Annotated in this window: 27 protein-coding genes and 1 tRNA gene; 9 read left to right on the forward strand and 19 right to left on the reverse strand. The window is 68.0% G+C overall.

Annotated features, from left to right (window positions below; genetic code table 11):
- Both purQ and purS read right to left on the reverse strand, forming a co-directional pair.
- The coding region (gene purQ, locus D3261_RS09210) for a phosphoribosylformylglycinamidine synthase I (protein WP_120071862.1) at positions 1–602 on the reverse strand (602 nt) is incomplete at its 3' end.
- 31 nt (positions 603–633) lie between these two features.
- On the reverse strand, positions 634–885 hold the full coding sequence (gene purS / locus D3261_RS09215) for a phosphoribosylformylglycinamidine synthase subunit PurS (RefSeq protein WP_120071667.1): 252 nt from the start codon (positions 883–885) through the stop codon (positions 634–636).
- A 107-nt stretch (positions 886–992) separates the two neighbouring features.
- On the opposite strand from purS, the gene D3261_RS09220 reads away from it, so the two are divergent.
- On the forward strand, positions 993–1940 hold the full coding sequence (locus D3261_RS09220; protein WP_120071669.1) for a formyltetrahydrofolate deformylase: 948 nt from the start codon (positions 993–995) through the stop codon (positions 1938–1940).
- Between the two features lie 171 nt (positions 1941–2111).
- Positions 2112–2468 (forward strand): VOC family protein, encoded by a 357-nt coding sequence (locus D3261_RS09225; RefSeq protein WP_120071671.1) that lies wholly within the window; start codon positions 2112–2114, stop codon positions 2466–2468.
- A gap of 4 nt (positions 2469–2472) precedes the next feature.
- Here the strand turns inward: D3261_RS09225 and D3261_RS09230 are convergent, their stop codons facing one another.
- Complete coding sequence (locus D3261_RS09230) at positions 2473–3507, reverse strand: phosphoribosylaminoimidazolesuccinocarboxamide synthase (protein ID WP_120071673.1); 1035 nt, start codon at positions 3505–3507, stop codon at positions 2473–2475.
- A gap of 98 nt (positions 3508–3605) precedes the next feature.
- Between D3261_RS09230 and D3261_RS20005 the strand changes: the two genes are divergently transcribed.
- The 3 genes from D3261_RS20005 (at position 3606) to cofH (ending at position 5443) form a co-directional block, all read left to right on the forward strand.
- The gene (locus D3261_RS20005; protein ID WP_158589374.1) at positions 3606–3767 is read left to right on the forward strand and encodes a hypothetical protein; all 162 of its coding nucleotides are present in this window, start codon (positions 3606–3608) and stop codon (positions 3765–3767) included.
- The gene (locus D3261_RS09235) at positions 3764–4006 is read left to right on the forward strand and encodes a hypothetical protein (protein ID WP_120071675.1); all 243 of its coding nucleotides are present in this window, start codon (positions 3764–3766) and stop codon (positions 4004–4006) included. Before D3261_RS20005 ends, D3261_RS09235 begins: the two co-directional genes overlap by 4 nt.
- A 66-nt stretch (positions 4007–4072) precedes the next feature.
- On the forward strand, positions 4073–5443 hold the full coding sequence (cofH, locus tag D3261_RS09240) for a 7,8-didemethyl-8-hydroxy-5-deazariboflavin synthase subunit CofH (RefSeq protein WP_120071677.1): 1371 nt from the start codon (positions 4073–4075) through the stop codon (positions 5441–5443).
- 98 nt (positions 5444–5541) lie between these two features.
- Here cofH and cofG read toward each other — a convergent pair whose 3' ends face one another.
- The 4 genes from cofG to D3261_RS09260 all read right to left on the reverse strand — a co-directional run bounded on the left by cofG (position 5542) and on the right by D3261_RS09260 (position 9280).
- Complete coding sequence (gene cofG, locus D3261_RS09245) at positions 5542–6618, reverse strand: 7,8-didemethyl-8-hydroxy-5-deazariboflavin synthase subunit CofG (RefSeq protein ID WP_120071679.1); 1077 nt, start codon at positions 6616–6618, stop codon at positions 5542–5544.
- A 179-nt stretch (positions 6619–6797) separates the two neighbouring features.
- The gene (cofC, locus tag D3261_RS09250) at positions 6798–7406 is read right to left on the reverse strand and encodes a 2-phospho-L-lactate guanylyltransferase (RefSeq protein WP_120071680.1); all 609 of its coding nucleotides are present in this window, start codon (positions 7404–7406) and stop codon (positions 6798–6800) included.
- A 30-nt stretch (positions 7407–7436) separates the two neighbouring features.
- Positions 7437–8201 (reverse strand): hypothetical protein, encoded by a 765-nt coding sequence (locus tag D3261_RS09255; RefSeq protein WP_120071682.1) that lies wholly within the window; start codon positions 8199–8201, stop codon positions 7437–7439.
- 194 nt (positions 8202–8395) lie between these two features.
- Positions 8396–9280 (reverse strand): complex I NDUFA9 subunit family protein, encoded by an 885-nt coding sequence (locus tag D3261_RS09260; RefSeq protein ID WP_120071684.1) that lies wholly within the window; start codon positions 9278–9280, stop codon positions 8396–8398.
- 174 nt (positions 9281–9454) lie between these two features.
- On the opposite strand from D3261_RS09260, the gene D3261_RS09265 reads away from it, so the two are divergent.
- A complete protein-coding gene (locus D3261_RS09265; RefSeq protein WP_120071686.1) occupies positions 9455–10840 on the forward strand; it encodes an APC family permease in 1386 nt (461 codons plus the stop codon).
- A gap of 25 nt (positions 10841–10865) precedes the next feature.
- Positions 10866–11456, forward strand: a complete 591-nt coding sequence (gene tmk, locus D3261_RS09270) for a dTMP kinase (protein WP_120071688.1) — start codon at positions 10866–10868, stop codon at positions 11454–11456.
- Positions 11457–11479: 23 nt separating this feature from the next.
- Here tmk and D3261_RS09275 read toward each other — a convergent pair whose 3' ends face one another.
- The 6 genes from D3261_RS09275 to D3261_RS09300 all read right to left on the reverse strand — a co-directional run bounded on the left by D3261_RS09275 (position 11480) and on the right by D3261_RS09300 (position 14355).
- Positions 11480–11737: a hypothetical protein gene (locus tag D3261_RS09275; protein ID WP_120071690.1), complete on the reverse strand. Its 258-nt coding sequence runs from the start codon at positions 11735–11737 to the stop codon at positions 11480–11482.
- Positions 11738–11791: 54 nt separating this feature from the next.
- Entirely contained in the window at positions 11792–11995 is a 204-nt protein-coding gene (locus D3261_RS09280) for a hypothetical protein (protein ID WP_120071864.1), read from the reverse strand.
- A 414-nt stretch (positions 11996–12409) separates the two neighbouring features.
- Complete coding sequence (locus D3261_RS09285; RefSeq protein ID WP_120071692.1) at positions 12410–12661, reverse strand: hypothetical protein; 252 nt, start codon at positions 12659–12661, stop codon at positions 12410–12412.
- Positions 12662–13318: 657 nt separating this feature from the next.
- On the reverse strand, positions 13319–13564 hold the full coding sequence (locus tag D3261_RS09290; protein WP_120071694.1) for a hypothetical protein: 246 nt from the start codon (positions 13562–13564) through the stop codon (positions 13319–13321).
- Positions 13565–13729: 165 nt separating this feature from the next.
- A tRNA-Ile gene (locus D3261_RS09295) sits at positions 13730–13803 on the reverse strand.
- A gap of 57 nt (positions 13804–13860) precedes the next feature.
- A complete protein-coding gene (locus D3261_RS09300; RefSeq protein ID WP_120071696.1) occupies positions 13861–14355 on the reverse strand; it encodes an FxsA family protein in 495 nt (164 codons plus the stop codon).
- Between the two features lie 123 nt (positions 14356–14478).
- Here D3261_RS09300 and D3261_RS09305 point away from each other — a divergent pair, with 123 nt between their 5' ends.
- Positions 14479–15285: a TrmB family transcriptional regulator gene (locus D3261_RS09305; protein WP_120071698.1), complete on the forward strand. Its 807-nt coding sequence runs from the start codon at positions 14479–14481 to the stop codon at positions 15283–15285.
- Positions 15286–15478: 193 nt separating this feature from the next.
- Here D3261_RS09305 and mptA read toward each other — a convergent pair whose 3' ends face one another.
- The 6 genes from mptA to htpX all read right to left on the reverse strand — a co-directional run bounded on the left by mptA (position 15479) and on the right by htpX (position 21602).
- The gene (gene mptA, locus D3261_RS09310; protein ID WP_120071700.1) at positions 15479–16405 is read right to left on the reverse strand and encodes a GTP cyclohydrolase MptA; all 927 of its coding nucleotides are present in this window, start codon (positions 16403–16405) and stop codon (positions 15479–15481) included.
- Positions 16406–16467: 62 nt separating this feature from the next.
- Positions 16468–17289, reverse strand: coding sequence for an NAD(+)/NADH kinase (locus D3261_RS09315; protein ID WP_120071702.1), 822 nt, complete (start codon positions 17287–17289; stop codon positions 16468–16470).
- 411 nt (positions 17290–17700) lie between these two features.
- Positions 17701–18735, reverse strand: a complete 1035-nt coding sequence (radA, locus tag D3261_RS09320) for a DNA repair and recombination protein RadA (RefSeq protein ID WP_120071704.1) — start codon at positions 18733–18735, stop codon at positions 17701–17703.
- 91 nt (positions 18736–18826) lie between these two features.
- The gene (locus D3261_RS09325) at positions 18827–19426 is read right to left on the reverse strand and encodes a hypothetical protein (RefSeq protein ID WP_120071706.1); all 600 of its coding nucleotides are present in this window, start codon (positions 19424–19426) and stop codon (positions 18827–18829) included.
- Positions 19427–19935: 509 nt separating this feature from the next.
- The gene (locus D3261_RS09330; RefSeq protein WP_120071708.1) at positions 19936–20613 is read right to left on the reverse strand and encodes a TIGR00266 family protein; all 678 of its coding nucleotides are present in this window, start codon (positions 20611–20613) and stop codon (positions 19936–19938) included.
- Between the two features lie 110 nt (positions 20614–20723).
- Complete coding sequence (htpX, locus tag D3261_RS09335) at positions 20724–21602, reverse strand: zinc metalloprotease HtpX (protein WP_120071710.1); 879 nt, start codon at positions 21600–21602, stop codon at positions 20724–20726.
- Between the two features lie 142 nt (positions 21603–21744).
- Here htpX and D3261_RS09340 point away from each other — a divergent pair, with 142 nt between their 5' ends.
- The gene (locus tag D3261_RS09340; protein ID WP_120071712.1) at positions 21745–22842 is read left to right on the forward strand and encodes a 60S ribosomal export protein NMD3; all 1098 of its coding nucleotides are present in this window, start codon (positions 21745–21747) and stop codon (positions 22840–22842) included.
- Positions 22843–22900: the final 58 nt, after the last annotated feature.

The following is a 22900-nucleotide window of genomic DNA, read 5'->3' on the forward strand; positions in this document are numbered from 1 at the left end:
GGCATCAACACCGCGACCGTCGGGGAACCACCCAACACGCCCGCCACCGCGCCCTTCGACCCGTTGGGGTTCGATCCCGAACTGGTCTCGCCGTCGGCGTCGCAGTACCGGAAGAGGACACGGTCCTCGTCGTCGAGCCGGTCGAGGCGGTCGTCGGCGATCTCGAAGCGCCCCTCGCCGTGGGCGATCGGGAGCGAGATCACCTCACCCTCCTCGAACCCGCGCGTCCACGGCGTGTCGGCGTTCTCGACACGGAGGTGGACGTGCTCGCACTGGAAGCGCGCGCTCGCGTTGGTGGTGAACGCGCCGGGCGTGAGCCCCGCCTCACAGCCCACTTGCGCCCCGTTGCAGACCCCGAGCACCGGGATCCCGCGTTCGGCGGCCGCCCTGACGTCCGCCATGACCGGGTCGCGACTCGCCATCGCCCCGGCCCGGAGGTAGTCGCCGTACGAGAAACCGCCGGGGAGGACAACCCCCGAGGGGTCCTCGGGGAGGCCGTCCTCGTGCCAGACGAGGTCGGCGTCGACACCCACGTCGCGGAGCGCGCGGACGGCGTCGCGGTCGCAGTTCGAGCCGCCGAACCGGAGCACGGCGACCGTCACACCCGCCACCCCCGAGGACCGGCGAACGGGCTCACCGGGCCTCGACCTCCACGGTGTAGTCGTGGATGGTGGGGTTGGCGAGCAGGCGTTCGGCCATCGCGTCGGCGCGTTCGGCGGCCGCGGCCTCGTCGGGGGCCGCGAGGTCGACCTCGAAGCGGTCGGCGGCCCGGAGGTCCTCGAGTTCGAACCCGAGGCGTTCGAGCGCCCGCGCGGTGGTCTCGGCCTCGGGGTCGAGCACGCCCCGTTTCAGCCGCACCGTGACGACGGCGGTGTAGGCGGTCATTGGCGGCCGAAGGATGGGGCGAGCGAAAACCGTTCTGGATCCGACGAAAGCCGAACGGGTTTTTGCGTCGGGTCGTCGAGCGGGCGCATGCACCACGGGAGCCGACCATGAATCAGGAACTCACCGAGATAACGGTGATCGGCGACGACGACACCGGCCTGATCGCGCGGGTGACGTCGATGCTGTTCGAACGCGACGTCAACATCGAGGACCTGGACCAAGCGGTTCGACAGGGTCTCTTCCGGATGACGATGCGGGTCGACACGACCGGGATGAGCTGCACCGAAGCCGAGCTGCGGGACGCCCTCGACGCCCTCTGTGACGACCTCGGGATGGACGTCCAGGTCAGGTTCCCCGCCGACCGCGAGGCCAAACGGATCGCGGTGCTCGCCACCAAGGAGTCACACTGCCTCGCGGCCATGCTGGAGGCGTTCGTCGACGACGACCCCGAGGCGGAGGTCGCGGTCGTGGTGGCGAACCACGACGACCTCGCGCCGCTCGCGGCGGCCCACGACGTCCCGTTCTACGACATCGGCGACGCCGGCGGGGTGCCCGACGAGGAGTGGTTGCTGGACATCCTCGCCGAGTACGAGGTCGACCTCGTGGCGCTCGCCCGCTACATGCGGATCCTGAGCCCGAACGTCGTCTTCCGGTACGAGAGTCGGATCATCAACGTCCATCCCTCGCTCCTGCCGTCGTTCGCCGGGGCCGAAGCCTACCGACAGGCGATCGAGAAGGGCGTCCGGATCGCGGGCGTCACCGCCCACTACGTCACCACCGACCTCGACCAGGGGCCGATCATCGCCCAGCGCGTCTTCGACGTGCCCGACGACGCGACGCCCGAGGAGCTGGAAGAACGGGGCCAGCCGCTCGAAGCCGAGGCACTCGTCGAGGCGGTCAGGCTCCACCTCGCGGGGGACCTGGTGGTCGGCCGCGGTCGAACCCACCTCCGCGAGGACAGCGATGCAGAGCTCGGTCTCCCCGAAGAGATCGCCGAGCTGAACCCCGACGAGCCGGTCGACCGTCCCGTGGCTGAGGTCGTCGAGGAAGAGTGAGCCGAGTCACGACCGCGTGACTGAGCTCGTCGAAAGCGGCGGGTCGTCGACCCGGGCGACCCAGCTACCGACCGTCCCCTTCGTGTCCGAGAATCGGTATCGATCTACCGGCAACGGGCGGCGAGAAGCAGTAGTTGATACACCAACGACGCGGACGGGTCACGGACTACTATGGAACTGAATCACGTCAATCTCCAGGTCGACGACGTCCAGAGTGCGCAGGAGTTCATGGCGGAGTACTTCGAGATGGAACCGGTCGGGGAGACGGACCCGGACGCAGCGATCGTCGCGCTCACCGACGACGACGGGTTCGTCTTCACGCTGATGGACACCGGCACCGAGGAGGTGGTCACCCACCCGAGCCACATCGGGTTCTTCCTCGAAGACCGCGATGCCATCGACGGGTTCCACGACCGCTTGGCCGAGGACGGCTTCACCGTGACGAACACCGAGGTTCGCCACGGCGTCTACGATTTCTACGTCGAGGCACCCGGTGGCTTCAGCATCGAGGTCGGGGCGTGGGGCTGACGGACTACGCGTTCGAGGAGTTCAACTCGCGCGCCGCCGCGACCGCGTCGTCGAGATCGGGTGCGTCGAAGAAGTCACGCCCGACGTAGGCGTTCGCGCCGGCGGTGTAGAGGTCACTCGCGGTCGCGATGACGGCCTCGTCCAGTGGTTCGGGGTCGCGTTCACAGAGCGCGCGCCAGTCGGTTTTCCCAGTTTCGTCCGCCTCGCGTTTGGCGGCCTCGACCGCCGCGACCCACTCGGGCTGGGTGTGTTTGTGGTACTGCCGGACGACCTCCTTCGAGACCTGCTGGCCGTCGTACGAGAATCGGTTCTCGTCGAAGGTCCCGGCCACGTCGGCGACCCGGACCTCGCCGTCGGCGTAGAGACACTCGATCTTGCCGTCCTCGTGGGTCAGTCCCACCGACTCCGCCCGCTCGGTGACGACCCGGTTGACCTCGCGCGCGGTCGCCGCGCAATCGTCGAGCGCCGCCCGGCCCGCGACCCGCTGGGCCTCCTCACGCGTGAGATACCGGTCTTTCTCCTCGAACTTCGTCGAGAATTCGACGACGGGTTCGGGAAGCGAGACGGGTTCGTCGGGCCACTCGTGAGTGTCGAGGCCCACGTCCTCGGGGTCGCGTCGGCTACGGAGGCTCGACCCGACCGGGACGGCGTTCCGAAAGACGATCTCCAAGGGGATCAGGTAGTTCTCGCCCGCCGCGGCGTGGAAGGCGTCGTAGTCGTAGGTCCCGTTTTCGACCGGAAGGTCGGGCACCGTCGCGAGGTCGATCGCCATCTCGTGCGGTGCGTCGTGACAGTCGTCGAGCGCACGGACTTCGTCGTCCTCGACGACGCCCCGGTAGTGGGTGGGGATCCCCTCGGCTTCGAGGCGCGCGAAGTTGTGCGCGCCCATCGTACAGAGGCTCGCGCCCTTCTCGGGGATCGCATCTGGCATCTGCCCCCAGTCGAACACCGAGTAGGCGTCGGTGAAGACGAACCGTCCACGGCCGAGGGCCGCGTCGGTGGCCGGCTCGGCCACCCGGAACTCCTTGACGCTGGTCATGGTCGGGGGTCGCCGGGGGCGAACTAATCGGTTGCCATCCGAGCAAACATATATCACCGCTGGCTCACGAAGATGGTAGCTGTTCACACTCCACTACTATGCCCGAGACCACCTGTGCGAAGTGTGGGGAGCGCGGCGAGTCCCACTGGCGGATCCGGCTCGAACGCGACTCACAAGCCACGACCGAAGCGACCGGCTACCGGCTGTGCCGCGGCTGCTGGGACGAGCTCCGCACCCGACACGGGGAGGCGGAGTCATGACCCAGAACCCGGACGTCCCGGCCGAGACCGACGGCGGACAGACCGTCGGCACCGACTGCGCGCTCTGCGGGCGCGACCTCTCGCCGAGCGAGTACCCTCACTGCCGGACGGTGCTGGTCGACGAGACCCCGACGGGCGGCGAGAAGGAGTCGGTGCGAATGGTCTGTGATTCCTGTTTCCGCGAGCTCGACGAGGAGCTCACGAGACACGCGGACTCGAGTTCGGGACAGTCGGCCTGACCACCGCACGACCGACGCACGCCACCCCACCGCTGGGTTTTAACGCGTCGCCGACGCGGCTTAGACATGGCCGACGTATCACACGGGGAGTTCGACTTCGAACACGTCCCCGAGACCGACCAGTCCTTCGAGAACGCCCTCCGAAACGCCCGCGACGGCGACCGGCTCACGGTGGCCGACGGTATCGAACTCATCACCACCGGCACCGAGCGCGACGGGATCGACCAAGAGCGAAAGGAGGCGGTGCTCGAAGCCGCCGACCGCCGCCGCGAGGAAGTGGTCGGCGACCGGGTGACGTTCGTCGCCAACCTCAACAACAACGTCACCACCGCCTGCAACACGGGCTGTCTGTTCTGCAACTTCAAGGACAGCTCCCACGCGTTCCGCACCGACTCGACCGTTGAGCACGCGGGCTTCACGAAGACGCCTGCCGAGTCGCGCGAGGTCGTTCGCGCCGCCGCGAAACGCGGGATCTACGAGGTCACCTCCGTCTCGGGGCTCCACCCCGCCTTCGCGCTCGACGACGAACACCACGAGATCCTCGCCGGGCACGCGAACGCCGCGCGAACGGTGAACTACCGCCCGCCCGCCGAGTACGACACGGATCCGGGGACCTACCTCGAACAGATGCGCGCGATGAGCACGGACGGGATCCACCTCCACTCGATGACCCCCGAGGAGGCCTATCACGCCAAGCGCGGCACCGACTGGAGCTACGAAGAGGTCTACCGCCGGCTGAAGAACGCAGGGCTCTCCTCGGCCCCCGGTACCGCCGCCGAGATCCTCGTCGACGAGGTCCGCGACGTGATCTGCCCCGGGAAGATCGACACCCAGGGCTGGCTCGACGCGATGGAGGCGGCCGCCACCGTCGGCCTCGACATGACCGCGACCATCATGTACGGCCACGTCGAGAACGAAGCCCACCGGATCCTTCACCTCGAAAAGGTCCGCGACCTCCAGGACAGAACGGGAGCCATCACGGAGTTCGTGCCGCTGTCGTTCGTCCACCCGAACACGCCGCTCCACGACCGCGGCATCGTCGAGTCGGGAGCCACGGACGACGAGGACGAACTCCTGATCGCCGTCTCCCGGCTGTTCCTCGACAACATCGAGAACATCCAGTCGAGCTGGGTGAAGTACGGCGACCAACAGGGGTTGAAGATGCTTTCGTGTGGAGCCAACGACTTCATGGGGACCATTCTCTCCGAAGAGATCACCAAACGCGCGGGCGGCGAGTTCGGCGAGTACCGGAGCTTCGCCGAGTACGTCGAGATGATCTCCGCCATCGGCCGGACGCCCGCCGAGCGCTCGACGGACTACCGACAGATCCGCGATATCGACCCGAGTGAGAAGACGTTCGGCCCGCGACTCGGGCCGCAGAGCGACGGCACGCCGCTGTTCGATGCGGGAACGACGCCCGCGACCGCCGACGACTGAGGCTCTTCGAAATCGCGACGCTGGACCGCTCGCTGGACGACGCCGACGACTGTTCTTCTGAAGGTCGGGGATCGCCGACGAGTACGTACCGCCGCGCCTCAGCCGTCGAGTACTGCGCGGTAGCGTTCGCCAGCGGCGTCGTCGGCCTCGATCGCGCGCTGGACGGCCGGCGAGAGCCAGCCGTCCTCGACGTAGCGCGCGTGGGTCGGCAGGCGCTCCCCGAGGGGCACGCCGCCGAACTCGGCGATGTCCTCCAGTTCGCGGAGCGCGGGCCAGGCGTAGTCGGGGTTGATGTGGTCGGCGGTGACCGGGGAGACCCCACCGAGGTCGTCGACGCCGCAGTCGAGCACCTCTCGAACGGGCGCGAGGTTCGGCGGGACCTGGACCGAGATCTCCGCGGGAAGCGCGGCACGCGCCATCGCCACCGCGCGCCGGAGGTCCTCGACGTCGGGCGTCGGCCCGCGCCAGCGCTCGTTCTCGGCCACCGGCTGGACGATGACCTCCTGGATGTGACCGTACTCCTCGTGGAGCCCGCGGATCGCGAGCAGCGAGTCGGCGCGGTCCGACCAGTCCTCGCCGATCCCCGCGAGGATGCCCGTCGTGAACGGGATGCCGACATCGCCCGCCGCTCGGATGGTGTTCAACCGCTGTTCGGGCGTCTTTCGTCGGGGACCGGCGTGGGCGTCGACGTCGGCGGTGGTCTCTAACATTACGCCCATCGAGGCGTTGACCGGGGCGAGCGCTTGCATCTGCTCGCGGGTGAGGTCGCCGGGGTTGCTGTGCGGGAGGATCCCCACGTCGAGCGCGAGCTCGCACAGCTCGTGGAGGTAGTCGTGGATCGAGTCGTGGCCCCAGTCGTCGAGCTGGTCGTGGATCTCAGTGTAGCGGTCGTCGGGGGTGTCGCCGAAGGTGAACAGCGCCTCGGTACAGCCCGCGTCCACACCCGTTTCGAGCACGTCGCGGACCGCCTCACGGGACATGAGGGTGGCTTCCCCAGGAGGGTCGAAGTAGGTGCAGTAGGTGCAGGTGTAGCGACACGCGGTGGTGAGCGGGACGAAGACGTTGCGCGCGAAGGTGAGCGCCGGTGCGGGGTCGACGTCGGCGGGACCAGTCGTCAGAAGCCGGTCGCGCTCGTGCGCCGAGAACCCGAACTCGCTGGCGAGGGTCCCGGACATGGAGTCGGCTTCCGGCCGAACGAGCAAAAGCGCTGCCTTCGGCGCGACCCCGGTGTCGAGTGGAGGGCGGCGACACCGGGTGCGACGTCAGGTGGGCGTCGTCGGCGCGAACCATGGCGTTCGCGCACTCACGGGTTGGCCGTCGAACGGAAAAACGGTTGTCCCAAATCTCACCGGATTCAGTCGCGGCGAACCGTGACGCGGCCGGTCTCGTTCGTCGCGAGGTCGACGTCGGCGTCGACGAGCCAGTCGCGCGCCGCCCCGGTCGCGTGGATCAACACCTCGGCGAGGTCCGCGGGTTCGTCGATGTCGGTCGCGAGCCGGAACGAGTCAACGGTCTCGACGTGCGCGCCGACCCGCTGGGCCGCACGTCGGTGGTCGAGATACGACGTCCCGTGGAAGTCGGTCCGGAACGCGGGGTGGCGGGCGACGAGCGCGTTGGTCCCGCCGCCCCGGCCCGGGGCGAGCACGACGTCGCCCGAGGCGTCGAACAGGGTCGAGAGCGCGGCGGGCGTCGCGAGCGGAAGGTCGGCCATCACCACCGCCGCGGGGCCGTCGTCGAGAACCGCATCCACCGCCGTGCTCAGCGGACGGTCGTCGACGGTGGTCGGCACGTCGACGTCGAGCGGCGCGGTGGCGAGAACGGTGGGGTCGTGACCCGTCGCCCGGAGCGCGTCGAGGACGTCGTGGAGCATCGCGCGGGCGAAGTCGCGGCGCTCGTCGAGGGTGAGGACGTCCCCGAGTCGGGTCTTCGGCTGGTCGGCGGCGAACGGTACCACGACGCGCATACCGCCCGAAACACACCGGCCCTCAAATCCTCAGCGGTCGCGCCACGAGTCCGCCTCCGAGCGCTTGCGATAGGTCCGCACGCCGGCTCCGCCGAGCACCACCACGATGCCCCCGAGGAACAGCCCCGAGATCATGCCGATGGGGTAGTTCTCCCGACCGGCGTCCTGGCGGGCGTCGGCCGCGATCGACGTCGCGAGGTCGAACTCGCCGGCGCGGTAGGCGGTCACCGCGAAGCCGAACTGCTCTTCGAGCTCGGCGTCGCTGCCGTTGTCGCGGATGGCGGCCCGGCTGGCGTTGAGCGTCGTCCGCGCCGACTGGCTCGACCGGGTGTAGTGGGCCGCGCGCCAGTCGTCGATCGTCCCCGACGAGTTCCCGCCCTCGCGAGCGAACGAAACCAGCCGATAGCGCTCGCGTGCGGGGTAGGTGAAGTTCGCGACCGACGGGGCGGTGCCCGTGACCGAGACGGTGACCTCGCTCACGTTCCGGGCGGCGCGAACGGGAACGGTGATCGACGGGCCGCGGCCCTGTCGGGTGGCGAGCACGCGGTGGTCGAGCCCGGCGGCCGTGACGGTCCAGGTCGCGTTGTCGAGCCCCGTGGTGGCGTTGAGCCGCCACTCGGTCGGCGCGTCGGTGTAGAGGTCCGTGAGGACGTAGGACGCCGTGACGTTCTCGCCGACCTGGGTCGCGTTCGGGGACTGGGTCGCGCTTGCAGAGACCGCCGCTCCCGGCGTGGCGAGCGCGGCGACCGCGACGAGGGCAGCCACGAGAAGCAGCGCGCGTGTCGGTCGGGTCATGGGATGGTGGTGGCGACGGCAACGCCGGAACGACCACCACAACGGCCGGTTGCGTTCCCACCGCTCGATACTCAATTAACCCCGGTCGAAACAATAACTCTTGCGCCAGACGGCCTCTCGGGCCCGAAAACGCCGTCTGACGTGCGTCAGACGGAGAGCTGACGCCTGGGAGGAAGCCCGGTCATAGCCGGTCGTCACCGGACGCCGAGGTACGACGCGAGCGTGGTGAGGTCCGACTCGCTGCGGCCGAACGCGTCGATGTCGTTGTGGGTGACGACGTTGTCCATCTCCAGCGACCGGGCCTGGTCGGGGCCGAACGGGACGAACGGGACGGGCCCGATAGCGGCCATGCCGACCTTCGTGAGCCCCATCGGCACGGGGACGACCGAGATGGGCTTGCCCTCGGCGCGGTAGGCGAGTTTGGCGACGTCGGCCAGCGTCAGCGCGGCGGGCCCGCCGATGTCGTAGGTCTCGCCGACGTGGGAATCGTCGTCGACGGCGTCGGCGAGCATCGGCACGAGGTCGCCGACCCAGATGGGCTGGAAGCGGGTGCGTCCGCCGCGGGGCAGCGGCGCGAGGTAGGGCGGTGTGACCTTCTTCGTGAAGGAGACGAACTCGCCGCCGTCGCCGAACACCACCGACGGGCGGAATATCGTCCAGTCGAGGGCCGACTCGCGGACGACGTCCTCCGCACGTCCCTTCGCCCGGATGTAGGCCGTCGCCCCGTTCGGGTCGGCACCCAGCGCGCTCTGCTGGACGAAGCGGGGGACGTCGTGGGCCTCGGCCGCCCGGACCGCGTTCTCGGTTCCCCGGAGGTGGACCCCCTCGTGGCTCTTGTCCCCCGGCGGCTGGAACAGCGGCGAGAGCGCGACGAGGTTCACGACCACGTCACGACCCTCGAACGCCCCCTCGATCGAGTCGTAGGCCGTCACGTCGCCGACCGCGGTGTCGACGTCCGCGTCGAAGATCGACGGGTCGGGGTCGCGCGAGAGCGCCGTCACCTCGTGGCCGCGTTCGACCAGCTCGTCGCAGAGATATCGACCGATGAAACCGCCGCCGCCGGTCACGAGTACGTCCATGGGCCGACTACTCGGGGACCGCCCCTAAACCTACCGTCGAGCGTGGTCGGACGGCCCGATCGCTGCCCGATATCGCTCGACGACCGCTCGTTTCCCCGTTCGTCCATCATCACGTTTTCGTTACGCATCTTGAATTCGTCACACTGATAGGTCGTCGTCACACGCGATCGGACGATGGGAGGACGAGCGGACGACGGGGCGGGTAACGGGTTCGCGCGGACGGTCGGGCTCCGCGACCTGCTGGTGATGAGCGTCGGTGGGATGATCGGACCCGCGGTGTTCTACTACCCCGCGGTGACCGCGGGCCGGACCGGCCCGGCGGCGATGCTCGCGTGGCTCCTCGCCGGGGTCGGGATGCTCGCGGTCGCGCTGTGTTACACCGAGCTCTCGACGGCGTTCCCCGAACAGGGCGGCCCCGCGGTGTTCCCCGCCGAGACGGTCGGCAGGCGGCCGGTCGTCAGGCGCTTCTTCGCGTTCCTCGAAGGGATCTGCTATGCGATCGGCTGGGTGTTCGGTATCTCGGTCTCGGCCTGGTTCGTCGCGACCTATCTCGGGCAGGTCCCGGGGCTCGGCGGGGTCGCGAGCCACCCCGTCGCGCTCGCGGCAGTCGCGGTGGTGGCGAGTTTCGTCGTCACCGCGCTCGGGATCGACCTCACGAAACGAACGACGCTGGTGCTGACGGCGTTCATCCTCGCGATGTTGGTGCTGGTGGTCGGGGCCGGGCTCGGAACCGTGTTCGCGGGCGGCGGCGGTGGGTTCACCCCCTTCCTGACCGGCGACGCGCTCGGCTTCCTCGGTTCGATGGGGGTGGCGCTGTCGGCCTACGGCGCGTGGACGGTGATCCCCGCGAGCGCCGAGGAGGTGAAACGACCCGCGTGGACGCTCCCGCGCGCGATCCTCGGTTCGTTGGTCGTCGTCACGTTGCTCTACACGGCCGTGATGGTCGTCTTCGTCGCGGTGGTCCCCACGACCGCGATCACCCCGAACGCGCCCGTGTTCTTCGCGCCGCTGAGCGTGCTCGCGGACGCGGTGGGGCTCGGTGTCGTCGGGGAGTACCTCGTACCGCTCGCAGCGCTCGTCGCGGTCTTCACCACGATGCTCGTCGGTATCACGGGGACCGCGCGGGTGCTGCTCGCGATGGGGCGGCGCGGGTTGCTTCCAGCCGTCTTCGCTCGGGTCGACGACCGGACGGGGACGCCCGTGGTCGGCGTGGCGGTCGTCGCGGCGGCGGCGCTCGGGCTCGTGTTCGTCCGTGGCTTCTACGGTCAGATCGTGCTCGCGGCCCTGGTCGGCACGGTCGTGCCCTACGTCGTCAACGTGGTCGCGCTCGTCGGGCTCCGACGGTACCGCCCCGACGTGACACCGACGTTCGAGGCCCCCGGCGGGCTCGCCCTCCCGGCGGTCGCGCTCTGCTTTCTCGGCTCGATGGCGGTCGGGCTCGGTGTCGAGCGCCCGCTGACCGCCGGACTCGTCGTCGGCGGGGTCGTGGTCGGGTTCGTCCTCCAGGAGGTCGTCGTCGAGGGGAGGACGCGGGAAACCGTGGCGAGTTCCGATGATTGAAGACGCCCGTGGAGAGAGTCGGTGTATGCTGGTCACGCTCGAAGGCATCGACGGCAGCGGCAAGACCACGGTCTGGGAGGCGCTCCACGAGCGCTACCCCGACGCGGTGTTCACCCGCGAGCCGACCGCCGACTCGTGGTACGGGGACGCCGTGGCGCGCTCGCTCGCCGACGACGACGCCGACCCGCTCGCCGAACTGTTCCTCTACACCGCCGACCACGCCGCCCACCTCTCTCGAACCGTACGGCCCGCGCTCGATGCCGGCGAGCTCGTGGTCTCGGACCGCTACTCGGACTCGCGCTACGCCTACCAGGGCGCGGCGCTCGACGGGGTCGTCAAGCGGCCGATGGAGTACGTCCGAGGGGTCCACCAGCCCTGGACTCGCCCGCCGGACCTGACGATCTACCTCGACGTCGACCCCGAGACCGGGGCGGCCCGGAGCGGCGCGACCAACAAGTTCGAGCAGGCGGGCTACCTCGCCGCGGTCCACGCGAACTACGAACAGCTCATCGACTACGAACCCGAACGGTTCGTCCGGGTCGACGCATCTGCCTCTCCTGAGGAAGTATTGGACAACGTCGAGGCGGCGCTCGAACGGGTCCTCGACGGCGAGTAGGTCGGCCGGAAGTCCGGAGGGCGCTATCGCTTCGCGAGCGCGAACATGACCGGGGCGACCACGAGCAGCCCGAGCCCGATGTAGAGGAAGTAGCCCGGGCCGTCGATGCTCGGCACCAGCGCGAACAGGAGGCCGAAGGTCACGGTCTGGATCGCGAGCAGTTTGCCCGAACGCTGGGTGAGGCCGACGAGGAACGCGATGGCGAAGACGAAGACCAGGACCTGCCCGAGGTTGTACTGGAGCAGGAAGTTATCGAGCGCCTGGAGCGGTGGCGTGAACATCCTCGTCAATCGATCGTGACTGGTCGGCTTCAAACTTACGACCCGCGCGACGGGTCACTCCTCGACCGGTCCGGTGAAATCCAGCGGTCGGATCCACCGATACCACACCGCGAGTACCATCCCGAAGTAGCCGACGATCCAGACCACCATCCCCACGGTGTCGTAGCCCGCCATCGAGAGGGCGTAGTCCGCGGCACCCGGGAGCACGACGCCGGCGGCGAGGACGATGCCGAACAGCACCCGTTCGTCGATGGTCACGACGGGGTCACCCGAGCCCGTGGTCGTCGAGCGGCGTTCATGGTTCGGATACGGGGCCGAACGGCCCTCAATCGTTCGGTTCGTCCCACGTCGTTCGGGCGTCGCGCGCGATCCACCGGTCACGAGTTTGGCCGAACGGTGGTCGTCGGGCGACAGGAATTCGGCCCCTCGACGGACCGAGGGCCACGAAACCGTGCGATGACCCCGCACAAAGCTTATGCTCACGAGGCGCAAAGTATATACTGGAGCGCGGGGCGCTCCGAGACAGCGAGGGGGAGACCCGTTGCGTGGCATCACCTGTAACGAAACCCCCCTGCTGTCTTCCTTCGGACTCGAAACACGGAGCCGACGGCGATCCGTTCGACCGTCGGTTGAATTTTCGGAGAACAGCGGGTCGAGCGGAGCCGCCGTGGCCTACATCCGTTTCAGACGGACTTCGGTGTCGTTGATCGTCTCGACGTCGTCGTCACGGAGTTCGTGGGTGTCGTCGCCGTCGTCCCATCCCAGTGCGGACTTGATCTCGTCGAGGACCCCCGACTCCGACGCCGTCTCGTCGGTTTTGACGTGAGCTCGCCCGTCCCGAACGTCGGTCACGCTCCCGAGCTCGGTCCCTTCGTGGTCGAACACACCGCTTCCGCGGTCGTCGTCGGTGAAGTCTCGTGCCATCGTTCGGTCGAATCCCCGGAGGGGCAACTGTGTTGGCCACGCAACAGCAAGCTACAGGACGGCGACAGGCCGGACGTACAAGGGGCGGACGCACGACACCGACAACAGACGGTGAAACCCCCTTTCGCGAGGCGATTTCCGCGTGGCGACCGCCTCGTCGGGAACCGAACCGGCCGCGGCCCTTCGGGGTTTTTATTATGTACGACCATGAACGTCATCGCGGGAAGTGAGCTGCCACTGATCCAGTCCGAATCCGTTGCCGACCTCACTTCCCCTCTCCGTGAGAGCCCGACCAGCGTGCGAACCGCAACGAGGTTTTACGACCCCGTTATAACCAGCTTGATACTGCCCGCAGAGTTGGTTCATGGTGAGGACGCGATGGAACGACCATGTCGAAAGTAAGCGGCGGTTCGTCACGAGGCGTCGTCGAATACTGCAAGCTGTGTGGGAAGTCGTCGCTGACGGTCGAGGACGACCTCTGTAAGGACTGTCACGACTGAGCGAGGGCGATCGACGGCTCGCCGGTTCTAGACATCCATTCTCCGAACACTGGGGAAAACCCCGTGGGAGGTATACACAGCAAACGACGCGAGACGTACGCGTGAGTGGTCGTGGGTGGCTACCCGCCGAAAAATCGATGTGGGTTGGGGAGCGCCGTTAGAGGCGACGGAGGTGGATACCGTCGTCGTCGTAGGAGTCCACGTCGTCGCCGCGAAGCTCGTGGGTGTCGTCGTTATCGTTCCACCCGAGCGCGTCCTTGATGCTGTCGAGAACGCCGGAGTCGCTGTCGCTCGTGTCGACGCGTGCGTTCCCGTCCCGAACGTCGTTGACGGTCCCGACCCGGTTGCCAGCGTGGTCGAACACACCGCTTCCGCGGTCGTCGTCGGTGAAGTCTCGTGCCATTGCGACCGATCGGTGGTCGGCCGGAGGGAACGGTGTTGAGCAGGCACCAGCAAGGTATCAAGAAACCGGAATACGACTCCGTCCTCGTAACGGCCAGCGAGAGCCCACGAGAAGCACGGTAGCTGCGGGAATGCTCCAGCGGCCACTATCCGTGTTGAGAACGAGTGGGCCAACGCGGATTTGAACCGCGGACCTCCCGGTTATCAGCCGAGCGCTCAACCTAACTGAGCTATTGGCCCGGGAACGACGATTGCTGCCTGCCGTTTGTAAGCGTTTCTTTTCGGTGGCGGGCCCCGTCAGCTGGAGCCCTCGTTGATATCGTACTCCTCGGGTTCCACGTCGTAGGTATCGCCGGTCTCGGTCCCGCCGGGGAAGCCGCCGCCGTAGACCACGCCGCTCGCGATCCCGCCCGTCTTCCGGTCGAGGTACGGTACGATGAGCCAGCGTTTGAGCGCCCCCCGGACCGGCCACCGCGTCACCGGGACCACCAACAGGACCCCCAGCAGGTCGGTCACGAGCCCCGGGGTGAGCAACGAGACGCCGGCGGCGATCAGAAGCCCGCCGTCGAGGAGTTCGTCGGCCGGCAGACCGCCGCGCGCGACGTCGCGTTGGATCTTCCGGATGGTGTGGCGGCCCTCGGCCCGGACCAACAGCCCGCCCACGAGCGCGGTGAGCACCACGAGCGCCACGGTACCGACCCAGCCGAGCGGCGTCAGCGTCGCCACCGCGACGAGCACCACGATATCGAACAGCGGGATCAGGAGAAGTAAGCCGAGTATCCGGAGCAGCATACCTCGGGTACTCACCCCGGACGCAAAACCTTTGTTCATGCGTCGGCCTCGGCCGCGCCGCGGTCGGGGTCGAGGGGATAAACTGACGATGGGTTTTTGTCCGTGGAACGGAAGACCGCATCAATGGCGAGCCTCAGGGATCTCGGGCTCTCGGAGTACGAGGCGCGGGTCTATCGGACGCTGCTCGACACCGGCCCCACGACCGCGAAGGAGCTCTCGCGCGAGAGCGAGGTACCGATGGGACGGATCTACGACGTGCTGGCGAACATCGAGACCCACCGGCTCGCGCGCTCGCAGAACGCGAGCCGACCCAAGAAGTACGTCGCGGTCGAACCCGAGACCGCACTCGACCGGCTGCTCGACGACCGCCACCAGGAGCTCGAAGCCAAGGCCGACCAGTACGAGGCGGTGGTCGACGAACTCAGCCAGACCCTCGACGCGACCGAGTCAACGGACGAGCGGTTCTGGACCGCGGCCGTGGGTCCCGAGGACACCGTCGACCTTCTGGTCGAGCGGATCGCGTCGGCCGACGAGAGCGTGGTGATGGTGGCCTCGATGCTCTCGGCCCAGTTCGACGTCGACACGGTGGGGGACAGGGTCGCCGAGGCGCTCGACGCCGCCCTCAACCGCGGGGTCGAGGTCTCGCTCCTGATGCGACCCGAACTCGTCGACGCGCTGCCCGAGACCGTCGGCGAGCGCTACGCCCACGTGCTCTCGCCGAGCGAGCGGTTCAGGACCCGGACCAGCGACGCCGTCGAGCACACCTTCACCGTGGTCGACGGGGCCGAGACCTGCATCGAGGTCGGCCACCCGCTCGACCGCACGAAGGTGTTCGCGATGATCGACCTCGCTGACGCGGAGTTCGCGACTCAGGTCATGGCGGAGTTCGAACCCCGATGGGAGCGGGCCGAACCGCTCGACCTCGAATAACGAGGGAAACACGGATGGTATCCGGCGGGCCATCGGTGACGTGCTCCGTGCGACCACCCTCGACCTGCTCGTCGCGGCGGTCGCGGTCGCGACCTTCGCCGCGCTCGCGGTCCCACGGGTTCGAGGGGTGCCGCTCTTTTTTCTAGCGCTCGGTCGCGGCGCTCCCTCGCTCGCAAAAATCTGCACCAAAAACTCAGTCGTTCAGTTCCGTTCGGAGTTGTCCGACCTCGGCGACGCGCTCGGCGTGAGCGTTGTGCTGGTGGATCGACTCGTCGTTCGACTGTTTCATCGTCACCACCGCGTCGTCGGCGAGGTCGGGGAACTCGCTGACGACGCCGTCGGCGAGGTCGCGCACGCAGTCCTCGACGAACTTCGCGTTGGCGTGGGAGGTCTCGGTCATGTGGTCCTCGTCGGGCCGTTTGGCGAGGTTGTAGATGTGGGCGCTCATCGAGTCGCGCGCGACCTCGATGACGTCGTGGAGGTCGACTTCGGGTGCGCCGTCGCATTCGATCCTGAGGGTGGCGTGGCCACGTTGGGAGTGGCCCGCCTGTGGAACGCGGTCGATGAACTCCGCGACGGTTTCGTCGTCGACGCCCAGGTCGGAGAGGGTCTCGCGGGCGCGGGCGTTCGACATCCCCTGTGAACACGGACAGACCGTCATCCCCGTGACGCGGGCCCCGATCTCCTCGGTGGTGCCCTCCTCGGTGGCGCACGCGCTGGCGATGATGGTCGCGGTGGACTGAGTCCGTTTGTCGCTCGCGGGCGTTCGCTCGCGGGTGACGTACTCGGCCTCCATCTTCACGGTGGCCTCGGAGGTGTACTCGTGCTTTTCGAGGAGGCGTTCGGCGGCGTCGCCGCAGACGTCCTCGACGCGGTAGGCGGGTTCGGCGACGGCGGCTTCGAGGGTCTCGTCGATGACCTCCATGTTGCGGCTCATGTCCGCGCCCTTGCGCCACGACGGGAGGTCGACGAACACTTCGAACTCCGCCATCAGGACGATCGGACGGTCGTCCTTTCGGCCGAGTTTGACGAGCTTCTCGACGCCAGTGACGCCGACGTGGTTGAGGCCCACGCTGACGTCGGGTTGTGTTGCCTGTACGTCCGGCAGCTGCTGGCTCATCCTTTAAGACAACGGTTCGGCGCGGGTTACGTGTTGTGGAAGCCGCCAGCGTTTCCGCCGTCTCAGTCGAGCTTGTCGAGCGCGCCGAAGAAGTCCAGGGGCGGGCCGGCGATCCGCATCGGTTCGTCGGCCACCTGGATGGTGAGCTCGGCGGGCGGCTCGACCGGTTTTCGTGTGCGGCCGTCGCCGACCACGACGGCGTCGGGCGCGTCGGTGACACGAACGGTGACCTCGCTGCCGGCGTCGACCACCGCCGGCGGCCGTGGGTCGGTGGCGCACATGTCGGTGACGACCAGCCCGGGGACGTCCGGATGGACGAGCGGCCCGCCCTCGCTCAGGCTGTAGGCGGTGCTCCCGGCGGGAGTGGCGACCAGCACGCCGTCGGCGTGGCTCTCGAAGAAGGGGTCGCCGTCGACGTCGACCGCGAACTCGCCGCCGCGGCCCGGGCCGCGTCCGGTGGCCACGACGATCTCGTTGAGCGCGGGCGGGAGCGAGACGTTCTCACCTGCGGCCCGGAGCCGTGGGACCGCCCGGACGTCCGGGTCGCCCGCCGTGCGGACCTGCTCGACCGCGCGGTCGATCTCGGCGAGCGCGTTCTCGGGTGCGGTGACGTTGAGGAAGCCGACTTCACCGAGGTTGACGCCCATCACGGGGGTGGTGCCCGCGCCGCGGGCGGCGAAGAGGAAGGTGCCGTCGCCGCCGATCGAGACCACGAGGTCCGCGTCGTCCATCGCGGTGACGGCGTGGCCCGCGACCCCGAGCGCGTCGGCGGTGGCCTCGTCGACCAGCACCTCGATGCCCGACTCGTGGAGTCGGTCGCGGGCGTCGTCGGCGAGTGCGGCCGCCCGGTCGTTTCCCCGCCGGGCGACGATCCCGACCTTCATCGTCGCGAGTTACGGCCGCCCCGCAAAAAGCCGCGTGGTCCGCCGCGCGGCGGTCGCGGTACGGGCGGCGCGGTGCGGCCGCCGGGCGGCGGTGGTGCGGTGGCGGTGCGGCTGCGGTTCCTGGCGTCTCGGCGAGCGTTAAGCGAGCCGAGGCTCAGGAGAGTTGTGCTCTCCTGGTGGATGAAGGGCGGAGCGCTTGGTGTGAGCGAAGCGAACACCGTGAGCGGAGCGAGCGCGCGGAGGGCTTCGGTGGTGCGGAGGCGGTGCTGTGCGGAGTGGGAAGTGGTTGTACCGTGAGCGAACGTTAGTGAGCGAGCGGGCCAAGGAACCCCCGGAGGGGGTGACGCCGGCTTTTGATCCACATTTTGCCAGGGAGCGAGCAACGCGAGCGACCGCAGCAAAAGGTGGTGTCTATTCGGGCTTCAGGCCCTCCTCCTCGACGCGCATCACGGCCTCGCCGTCGGCGAGGTTCGGGGCGTCGACGAGGCGGACGATCCGCTTGGTGCCCTTCGATTTCCGGAGGTACATCCGGAAGGTGGACTTGTGACCGAGGATGTTCCCGCCGATGGGCTGGGTCGGGTCGCCGAAGTAGGAGTCGGGGTTCGAGGAGACCTGGTTCGTCACCACCGTCGCGGCGTTGTAGAGGTTGCCAACCTTGTCGATGTCGTGGAGGTGTTTGTTGAGCTTCTGCTGGCGCTGGGCGAGCTCGCCACGACCGACGTACTCGGCGCGGAAGTGTGCGGTCAGCGAGTCGATGCAGACGAGGCGGACGGGCCAGTCGGTGTCCTCGTGCTCGCTCGCGATCTCCTGGGCCTTCTGGGCCAGCAGGATCTGGTGGTTCGAGTTGAACGCCTTCGCGACGTGGATGTTGTCGAGGATCGAGTCGATGAGCTGCTCCATCGCTTCCTCACTACCGGGCCCACCTTCGATCTCGCGGGCTTCCATCGCGCCGGCGATGGCCTCCTCGGGGAGCCCACGAACCATCTGGGCGATCCGCTCGGGACGGAAGGTGTCCTCGGAATCGATGAAGATCGCGCTGCCTTCGAGGCCACCGTACTCGCTTGGGAGCTGGACGTTGACCGCGAGCTGGTGGGTGACCTGGGACTTCCCCGCGCCGAACTCGCCGTAGACCTCGGTGATCGACTGGGTCTCGACACCGCCGCCGAGGAGTTCGTCGACCTCGTCGATCTGCCAGGAGAGCTTGCCGATCTGTTCGCGGCGTTCGAGGACGTTCGCGCCGGTCTCGAAGCCGCCGATGTCGGCGGCGTCGCGGGCGGCGTTGATGATGTCCGCCGCCGTGCTCTCGCCGATGTCGGCGGTGTTCGAGAGCTCACCGGGGCTCGCGACCGCGATACCCTGATAGGAGTCGAACCCCGACTCGACGAGTTTGTCGGCGGTCGCGGGACCCACACCGGGGAGGCTCTCGAGATCCGCTGTTGCTGCCATACACTCGGGTTGGGCGGCTTGGGTCATAAAGCCTCGTTAACAGGCCAGTGAAAGTGAAAACAGCCCGGGGGAAGGCGCGCCCGTCGGGTGGTTACTCCCAGGGGTGAGTGCCGGAGTCGGGCCAGAGCGGGTACCAGTACTCCTTCTCCGGTTCGACCGTGAGTTCGCCGTCGAGCACGGATTCGAGTTTGAACTCGACCGTCGAGTCGCGCTCGTTGCCCGCTCGGGGCGCGAACGGGTAGTAGGCCCCGCGGCGGAAGGAGTAGACCCAGTAGACGGGTCCGTCCTTCTCGAAGCCGAACAGCGCCGCGAGGAGGCGCGAGCCGTAACCGCGCTCGATCAGGGTGTCGGCAGCGAAGTGGACGCTCGTCACGAGGTCCTCGAAATCCGAGTCGGAGAGCACGACCCACTGGTAGCCGTGCGAGTCGTCGACGAAGCGGGCCTTCGTGCCGGTCTCGACTTCACCCGCATCCAAGATCGCCTTGACCTCGTCGACCGCGTCGGCGAAGTCGGTGGAGTCGACCCCCGAAAAGCAGAGTGCCGCTGCGTTCGCGGGGTCGAAGCCGAGGTCGGCCTCCATCGTGAGGTAGGCCGTGCTCATCCCGAAGAGGTCGTCGGGGTCGGCGTCGCGCGTCGCGCTCGTCTCCGCACTCATCCCGAGCGCCGACCGAAGTCCGTCGAGCAGTCCCATAGCCCGGTTTGTCGCGCCGGGAATAAAAACCCGAAGCGATACGGTGCGACCCACATCGTGAGTGCCGTCTCGCGAGCCGAACCATCCACCGTGGCGCGCGCTCGCGATCGTGGGTGAGCGGAGGCGAACCCGCGACCGTGGACGCCGTGCGAGGGATGAGTGAGCGAGCCGCAGGCGAGCGAAGGAATCGGCTGGGGAGGCTCGTGGCGGTCGCGGGGCGGTAGCGGGGCGCGGTGCTGTGCGGTGCGGTCTCTCAGTTGGACCGGGAACAGTGCGGAAAACGCACAACGAGGGAATAAATGAGGAATGACCGCTCGGTTGGGTCGGGATCAGTGCGAAACAGCGTGGCGGCCGAAAACACCGAGATGAGATGTGGCCTCTCAGTTGGATCAGGATCAGTGCCGTACAGCGTGGCGGCCAAGAACAACGAGGACACGAACGAGAGAACAGTCCCTCAGTCCAATCGAGTCAGTAGAAGATCAAAGTCCTGCTCGTCACTCGGTCCCGGCTCAACTCGAATCCGATTGCGGGAGTTTCGGGATGAGCCACGAGAGCAGCGCGTCGGTGCTCCGGGTCTGGAGCCACACGGTGCCGGGCCCCTCGAACTCACAGACCAGTCCCTCGCCCGAGAAGAGCGTCGAGCGCAACCCACCCACGCGCTTGACGTCGTAGCTCGTCGAGCCCTCGAACGCCACGATGTGTCCGGTGTCGACGGTGTGGGTCTCGCCCGCGTCGAGGTCGACCGGGTGGATCGCGCCGTAGCTCGACAGGAAGCACTCGCCGGTGCCCGAGAGTTCGAGCAGGAAGAGCCCCTCGCCACCGAAGAAGCTCCGGCCGCCGCCGAACTTCGTGTCGACCTCGATCCCCGGCCCCGCGGCGAGGTACGACCCCGACTGGACGAACAGCGCTTCGTCGTCGAGGTCGTGGGCGACGATGTCGCCGGGCAGTGCCGGCGCAAGGGTCACCGCGCCGGCCTCCCTGGCGGTGAACGTGTTCTGGAAGAAGCTCTCGCCACCGAGGACGTTGCGTTTCAGCGAACTCAGGACGCCACCGCTCGCGGCCGTCTCGATGTCGAGCCCGTCGGTGGCGCTCACCATCGAGCCCGCTTCGGTACGAACGGACTCGCCGCTCGCGAGGTCTATCGTCAACAGCGCGTACGCGGGCCGGTAGTCGATGTCGTGGTCCATCGCGAGCGCCCAGAGGTCGGGCGCGAGAATAGCTGTTCTGGCTGTCAGGACCGTCGAAAAGCGGAATCGGTGATGGCCTCCCAGCGGGTGTTTCGGGTCGAAGCGGGAGTTCAGGCGGTTTCGAGTTCCTTCTCCATCTCGCGGAGGCGCTCGATCCGGTTCTCGGTCGAGGGGTGCGTCGAGAGCAGCTTGCCGATCGCGCCGCTCTTGATCGGGATGATGAAGAACGCGTTCATGTCGGCCTGCGTCCGGAGGTCGTCGTCCGGTACGCGGGCCATCCCGTTGTCGATCTTCATCAGCGCCGAGGCCAGCGCCGACGGCCGCCCGGTGATCATCGCACCACCCCTGTCGGCGGCGTACTCGCGGTAGCGCGAGAGCACGCGGATGAGGAGGAACGACACCACGCCGACCACGAGCGAGACCAGCACCGCGACGATGATCGGCGCGCCGCCCTGGTCGCGGTTGCCGCCCCCGCCGAACAGGAAGCCCCAGCGGACGATCATGAACGCGAGCGTCGAGAGGAACGTCGCGATGGTCATCACCATCACGTCGCGGTTCTTGACGTGGGCGAGCTCGTGGGCCAATACACCCTCCATCTCCTCCTGGTCCAGGGTGTTCATGATCCCAGTCGTCGCACACACCGTCGCGCTCGACGGCGACCTACCTGTGGCGAACGCGTTCGGGACTCGCGAGTTCGCGACCGCGATGGTGGGTTTCGGGAGGTCGGCCTGCTGGGCGAGCCGGCCCACCGTAGCGTGGAGCTGGGGGTACTCCTCCTCGCTGACCTCGTGGGCTCCCATGCTCCGGAGCGCGAGTTTGTCGCTGAAGAACACCTGGCCACCCATGAACACCGCCATGATGAGGATCAGCATGAACGTGCCAACGCCCATGTAGGCGAGAACACCGATGAAGACGACGTACAGCGCGATCAACAGGATCATCGTCAGCCCCATCCGGGCTTGGAGACCCCGGTCCGCCTTCCATTTCATATGCCGAATCATTGGGGCTCAAATCGTAAATCTCCATCGCTCCGGCGTCTCCTCCTCCGGAACCAAAAGAACGACAAGCCCGCCGACCGCCGCTCGTGCGGCGAGTCAGACGGCTTAACCGCCGCCGCCTCCCAGGGAAGCCATGAGCGAATCACGTGTCTTCTGCCCCCGCTGTGGCGACCCCGTCGAGTCGCCGGGGGAGGCCAACGGGCGCACACCCCTCTGCCTCGATTGTTATTTCGACGAGTTCTCGCTGGTCGACGCGCCCGACCGGATCGAGGTCGCGGTGTGTGCGACCTGCGGTGCGGTCAAACGCGGCAAGCGCTGGATCGACGTCGGCGCACGCGACTACACCGACGTCGCCGTCGACGAGGTCACCGAGGCCCTCGAAGTCCACATCGACGCCGAGGAGTTCTCGTGGGGGGTCGTCCCCGAACAGGTCGACCAGAACACGGTCCGGATGCACTGCACCCTCTCGGCGGTCGTCCGCGACCAGCCGGTCGAGCGCGAGGTCACGGTCCCAGTCCTGATCTCACGGGGGACTTGCACCCGCTGCGGCCGGATCGCGGGCGATTACTACGCCAGTACAGTGCAAGTTCGAGGGGCGGGGCGCACTCCGACCGACGCCGAGCTCACCGGTGCGCGGGAGATCATCAACGAGTACGTCGGCGAACGCGAGGCCGCCGGCGACCGCAACGCGTTCGTCACCGAGATCAAGGAGACGGGCGACGGGCTCGACGCGCGGGTCTCGACCACCCAGATCGGTCGCGCGGTCGCCGACCGGGTCGTCCGACGGTTCGGGGGGACCGTCGACGAATCCGCGACCCTCGTCACCGAGGACGAGGACGGCGACGAGGTGTACCGGGTCACCTACGCCGTCCGTCTGCCGGAGTTCACGCCGGGCGACGTCATCGACGTCGACGACGACGGACCGGTGTTAGTCGAGAGCGCCCACGGCAACCTCAAGGGGACGCGAGTCACGACCGGCGAACACTACGAGGCCGACTTCGAGGACGGTATCGCGCCCGACGCGCGCCGGTTGGGGCGGGCAATGGACGCGGCCGAGACCACGCTCGTCACAGTAGAAGACGACAACGCGGTCCAGGTGCTCGACCCCGAGACCTACGCCGCGGAGACGGTCCCGCGACCCGACTACCTCGACCCCACGGCCGACACCGTCCGAGTGCTGAAGAGCCGCGCGGGGCTCCACGTCCTCCCCGCGACCGCCGAAACCGACTAATCCCCCGGCCCGTAACCCCCCTCCAATGGATCGACAACAGTGGATCGCGTTGACCCTC

This window comes from Halococcus sp. IIIV-5B (assembly GCF_003602035.1).
GTDB classification, from domain to species: domain Archaea; phylum Halobacteriota; class Halobacteria; order Halobacteriales; family Halococcaceae; genus Halococcus; species Halococcus salsus.

Bases quoted from the DNA above. Each gene is read 5' to 3' on its own strand.
- tmk (WP_120071688.1), top strand. From the start codon at position 10,866: ATGCTGGTCACGCTCGAAGGCATCGACGGCAGCGGCAAGACCACGGTC.
- D3261_RS09305 (WP_120071698.1), top strand. From the start codon at position 14,479: ATGGCGAGCCTCAGGGATCTCGGGCTCTCGGAGTACGAGGCGCGGGTC.
- D3261_RS09275 (WP_120071690.1), bottom strand. From the start codon at position 11,737: ATGTTCACGCCACCGCTCCAGGCGCTCGATAACTTCCTGCTCCAGTAC.
- D3261_RS09325 (WP_120071706.1), bottom strand. From the start codon at position 19,426: ATGGGACTGCTCGACGGACTTCGGTCGGCGCTCGGGATGAGTGCGGAG.
- D3261_RS20005 (WP_158589374.1), top strand. From the start codon at position 3,606: ATGCCCGAGACCACCTGTGCGAAGTGTGGGGAGCGCGGCGAGTCCCAC.
- D3261_RS09220 (WP_120071669.1), top strand. From the start codon at position 993: ATGAATCAGGAACTCACCGAGATAACGGTGATCGGCGACGACGACACC.
- mptA (WP_120071700.1), bottom strand. From the start codon at position 16,405: ATGAGCCAGCAGCTGCCGGACGTACAGGCAACACAACCCGACGTCAGC.
- D3261_RS09285 (WP_120071692.1), bottom strand. From the start codon at position 12,661: ATGGCACGAGACTTCACCGACGACGACCGCGGAAGCGGTGTGTTCGAC.
- cofG (WP_120071679.1), bottom strand. From the start codon at position 6,618: ATGTCCGGGACCCTCGCCAGCGAGTTCGGGTTCTCGGCGCACGAGCGC.
- D3261_RS09255 (WP_120071682.1), bottom strand. From the start codon at position 8,201: ATGACCCGACCGACACGCGCGCTGCTTCTCGTGGCTGCCCTCGTCGCG.
- D3261_RS09230 (WP_120071673.1), bottom strand. From the start codon at position 3,507: ATGACCAGCGTCAAGGAGTTCCGGGTGGCCGAGCCGGCCACCGACGCG.
- D3261_RS09260 (WP_120071684.1), bottom strand. From the start codon at position 9,280: ATGGACGTACTCGTGACCGGCGGCGGCGGTTTCATCGGTCGATATCTC.
- htpX (WP_120071710.1), bottom strand. From the start codon at position 21,602: ATGAAATGGAAGGCGGACCGGGGTCTCCAAGCCCGGATGGGGCTGACG.
- D3261_RS09290 (WP_120071694.1), bottom strand. From the start codon at position 13,564: ATGGCACGAGACTTCACCGACGACGACCGCGGAAGCGGTGTGTTCGAC.
- D3261_RS09225 (WP_120071671.1), top strand. From the start codon at position 2,112: ATGGAACTGAATCACGTCAATCTCCAGGTCGACGACGTCCAGAGTGCG.
- D3261_RS09265 (WP_120071686.1), top strand. From the start codon at position 9,455: ATGGGAGGACGAGCGGACGACGGGGCGGGTAACGGGTTCGCGCGGACG.
- D3261_RS09340 (WP_120071712.1), top strand. From the start codon at position 21,745: ATGAGCGAATCACGTGTCTTCTGCCCCCGCTGTGGCGACCCCGTCGAG.
- D3261_RS09315 (WP_120071702.1), bottom strand. From the start codon at position 17,289: ATGAAGGTCGGGATCGTCGCCCGGCGGGGAAACGACCGGGCGGCCGCA.
- cofH (WP_120071677.1), top strand. From the start codon at position 4,073: ATGGCCGACGTATCACACGGGGAGTTCGACTTCGAACACGTCCCCGAG.
- purS (WP_120071667.1), bottom strand. From the start codon at position 885: ATGACCGCCTACACCGCCGTCGTCACGGTGCGGCTGAAACGGGGCGTG.
- D3261_RS09300 (WP_120071696.1), bottom strand. From the start codon at position 14,355: ATGCTGCTCCGGATACTCGGCTTACTTCTCCTGATCCCGCTGTTCGAT.
- D3261_RS09235 (WP_120071675.1), top strand. From the start codon at position 3,764: ATGACCCAGAACCCGGACGTCCCGGCCGAGACCGACGGCGGACAGACC.
- cofC (WP_120071680.1), bottom strand. From the start codon at position 7,406: ATGCGCGTCGTGGTACCGTTCGCCGCCGACCAGCCGAAGACCCGACTC.
- D3261_RS09330 (WP_120071708.1), bottom strand. From the start codon at position 20,613: ATGGACCACGACATCGACTACCGGCCCGCGTACGCGCTGTTGACGATA.
- radA (WP_120071704.1), bottom strand. From the start codon at position 18,735: ATGGCAGCAACAGCGGATCTCGAGAGCCTCCCCGGTGTGGGTCCCGCG.